Here is a 2500-nt window from a genome sequence, read left to right as displayed (position 1 = left end):
TCCCCGCCGTACCCGCGGCCCCGACACCCTGGAGTACACGTGAGATCACCGTCAGCGGACCGGACCACGACCCCCCGCGGGTCCACCCTGGCCGGGGCGCTCGCGCTCGGTCTGGTCGTGGCCCTGGCTCCGGTGCTGACGACCGGCCCGGCCCCGGTGGCGTCCGCGCAGCCCGTGGCGGGCGCGCAGGGTTCGTCGAACGCACCGGACCGGACCGCGTTCTACACCCCACCAGCGGATCTGCCGGCGGTCCCCGGCACCGTCATCCGCAGCGAGCCCATGGTCATCACCCCGAGTTTCCCCGACATCGTCGCGGGGGGCACGCTCACCGCCGACGCCCAGCGGATCATGTACCGCTCCACCGGGGCGGCGGGCGGTCCGGTCGCCGTCACCGGCACCTATCTCCAGCCCAGGGCACCATGGAACGGCTCCGGTCCACGCCCGCTCGCCGTGGTCACCCCAGGTACGCAGGGGCAGGGCGACCAGTGTGCGCCCTCGAAATCCATGGAGGTCGGGCTGGGCATCGGGACGGCCCCGGTGTCGTTGGCCGCCGGGTACTCGCTGATCGACGCCTACTCCCTGCTCGCCGAGGGCTTCGCCGTCGTCGTCACCGACTACGAGGGTCTGGGCACCCCGGGCCACCATCCCTACGTCAACCGCGTCTCGCAGGGCCGCTCGGCGCTGGACGCCGCCCGCGCCGCCGTGCGGCTGGCGGGAACCGACCTCGCCCTCGAGTCCCCCACAGTGGTGAGCGGGTACTCCCAGGGCGGTGGTGCGGCCGCGGCTGCGGCAGAGATGCACCGGGAGTACGCGCCGGAACTCAACCTGGTGGGCGTGGCGGCCGGAGCCCCGCCGTCGGACATGCTCGGCACCCTCGAGCGCGTCGACGGCGGCGTCCTCACCGGGGCCGTCGGCTACGCCATCAACGGGATCCTGCAGGTGCACCCCGAGTTGCGCCCGGCATTCGACCGCCAGCTCAACGACGAGGGGCGCCGCATGCTCGAGGTGACCTCGACCCAGTGCGTGGGCGAGACGGCGTTCGCCTACGGTCTGCGTCGCACCACCGAGTTCACCGTGCACGGCAACTCCCTGGCCGAGGCCGCCCGGTCCGAGCCGGAGATCCTGCGCGTACTCGAGAGCTACAACCTCGGCCGCGTCGCCCCCACCGTCCCCGCACTCGTCCTGATCGGTCGGAACGACGACGTGGTCCCGCACGACACGGCGGTCGACCTGGTCCGCAACTGGTGCGCCCAGGGCACCGTCGTCGAGCTGCGCATCGCGGAGCTCCCGGCTCTGGCGCCGGGCCTGGTGATCGACCACGCCCTGCCGATGCTGTCCGAGCGCGAGACCAACGCGCGCTACCTCATGGAGCGGGTGCACGGGGTGCCGGCGTCGAACTCCTGCGGCACCGTCTGACGCCGGACCACGGAGGGGCCCGCCGCGTGGCGGGCCCCTCCGTGGTCCGTCAGGGCAGGTTGTGGTGGAAGGCCTGCTCCTGCGCGAGACTGTCGATCCGCCAGCCCTCGTCGGTGCGGACGAACCCGAGCACGTACCAGAGCCCGTAGAAGAACACCTGCTGGTCTTTCTCCTCCACGGGTTTGAGGGCCATCGGGTTGAAGCACATGCAGCGTCCGGTCGCGGTGTCGCCGTCCAGGGTCACCGCGAGATTGCCCATGAGGTGCTGGGTGGAGGCGAAGATCGGCAGCATCTCCGCCAGCCAGGTCCGCACCGCCGGATAGTCGTCCGCGGGGCCGCCCGAGGCCTCATAACTCACCCGGGCGTCCGGGGTGAACACCATGTCCAGTCCCTCGAAATCACGGGCGTCGATACAGGTCGCGTACCTGGTCACCAGGTCCTGCAGGTCCCAGCGATCCGACAGCTCGACCAGTGTTCGACTCATGCCCACTAGGCTAACGTGGCCCGCATGCAGTTCGAGCAGGAATTCCGCGCCCGGCAGGCGATCGAGCAGCTCAAACACCGCTACTGGCGGGCGTGCGACGCCAAGGACCCACACGCGTTCCGGGCCTGCTTCGTGGCACGGGGCGGCGTCCTCGACTTCGGCCCGCTCGGCCGCACGGACCCGGACACGATGGTCGGGATCTTCGGTCAGATCGCCCTGGCGACCGCCTCCGACGGCGGCCCCCGCGTCCTCGACATGCACCACGGCCTCATGCCCTCCATCGCCGTCGAGGACCCGGCGGACGGTGGCGCGCCGCGGCGCGCCACCGGCACATGGACGTTGCAGTTCCGCCAGGTGGACCGGGAGAACGGCACCGAGACCCTGTCCACGGGCGAGTACTCGGATGTCTACGTACTGGAGAACGACCACTGGGTCATGGCCGAGTGCCTGTTCTCTCCTGGCTGGTCGATCACCCGTCCTCTCGACAGCGCCACCGTGACGTACCCCGAGGTCCACTCCGTCCGCGGGGACGACGCGGCTCCCGCGGCCGCCGGGGTCGACTCGTGACCGCGCGCGTGGCCCTGGTCACCGGCGCCAGCC

Annotated in this window: 3 protein-coding genes; 2 read left to right on the top strand and 1 reads right to left on the bottom strand. The window is 71.5% G+C overall.

Annotation, left to right across the window (positions count from 1 at the left end; all coding sequences use genetic code 11):
* Window positions 1–39 precede the first annotated feature (39 nt).
* The gene (locus G6019_RS11875; protein WP_182627671.1) at window positions 40–1416 is read left to right on the top strand and encodes a lipase family protein; all 1377 of its coding nucleotides are present in this window, start codon (window positions 40–42) and stop codon (window positions 1414–1416) included.
* A gap of 49 nt (window positions 1417–1465) precedes the next feature.
* Here G6019_RS11875 and G6019_RS11870 read toward each other — a convergent pair whose 3' ends face one another.
* Window positions 1466–1900, bottom strand: a complete 435-nt coding sequence (locus G6019_RS11870) for a nuclear transport factor 2 family protein (protein WP_107758301.1) — start codon at window positions 1898–1900, stop codon at window positions 1466–1468.
* Between the two features lie 24 nt (window positions 1901–1924).
* On the opposite strand from G6019_RS11870, the gene G6019_RS11865 reads away from it, so the two are divergent.
* Window positions 1925–2467 carry a nuclear transport factor 2 family protein gene (locus tag G6019_RS11865; RefSeq protein ID WP_182627669.1) on the top strand — a complete coding sequence of 181 codons (543 nt, stop codon included), beginning with the start codon at window positions 1925–1927 and terminating at the stop codon, window positions 2465–2467.
* Window positions 2468–2500 lie beyond the last annotated feature (33 nt).

This window comes from Dietzia sp. DQ12-76, assembly GCF_014145045.1.
GTDB lineage: Bacteria > Actinomycetota > Actinomycetes > Mycobacteriales > Mycobacteriaceae > Dietzia.
Note: the sequence above shows the minus strand (reverse complement) of the source record. Positions and strands in the feature narration are given on the sequence as shown.

Bases quoted from the DNA above. Each gene is read 5' to 3' on its own strand.
- G6019_RS11865 (WP_182627669.1), top strand. From the start codon at position 1,925: ATGCAGTTCGAGCAGGAATTCCGCGCCCGGCAGGCGATCGAGCAGCTC.
- G6019_RS11870 (WP_107758301.1), bottom strand. From the start codon at position 1,900: ATGAGTCGAACACTGGTCGAGCTGTCGGATCGCTGGGACCTGCAGGAC.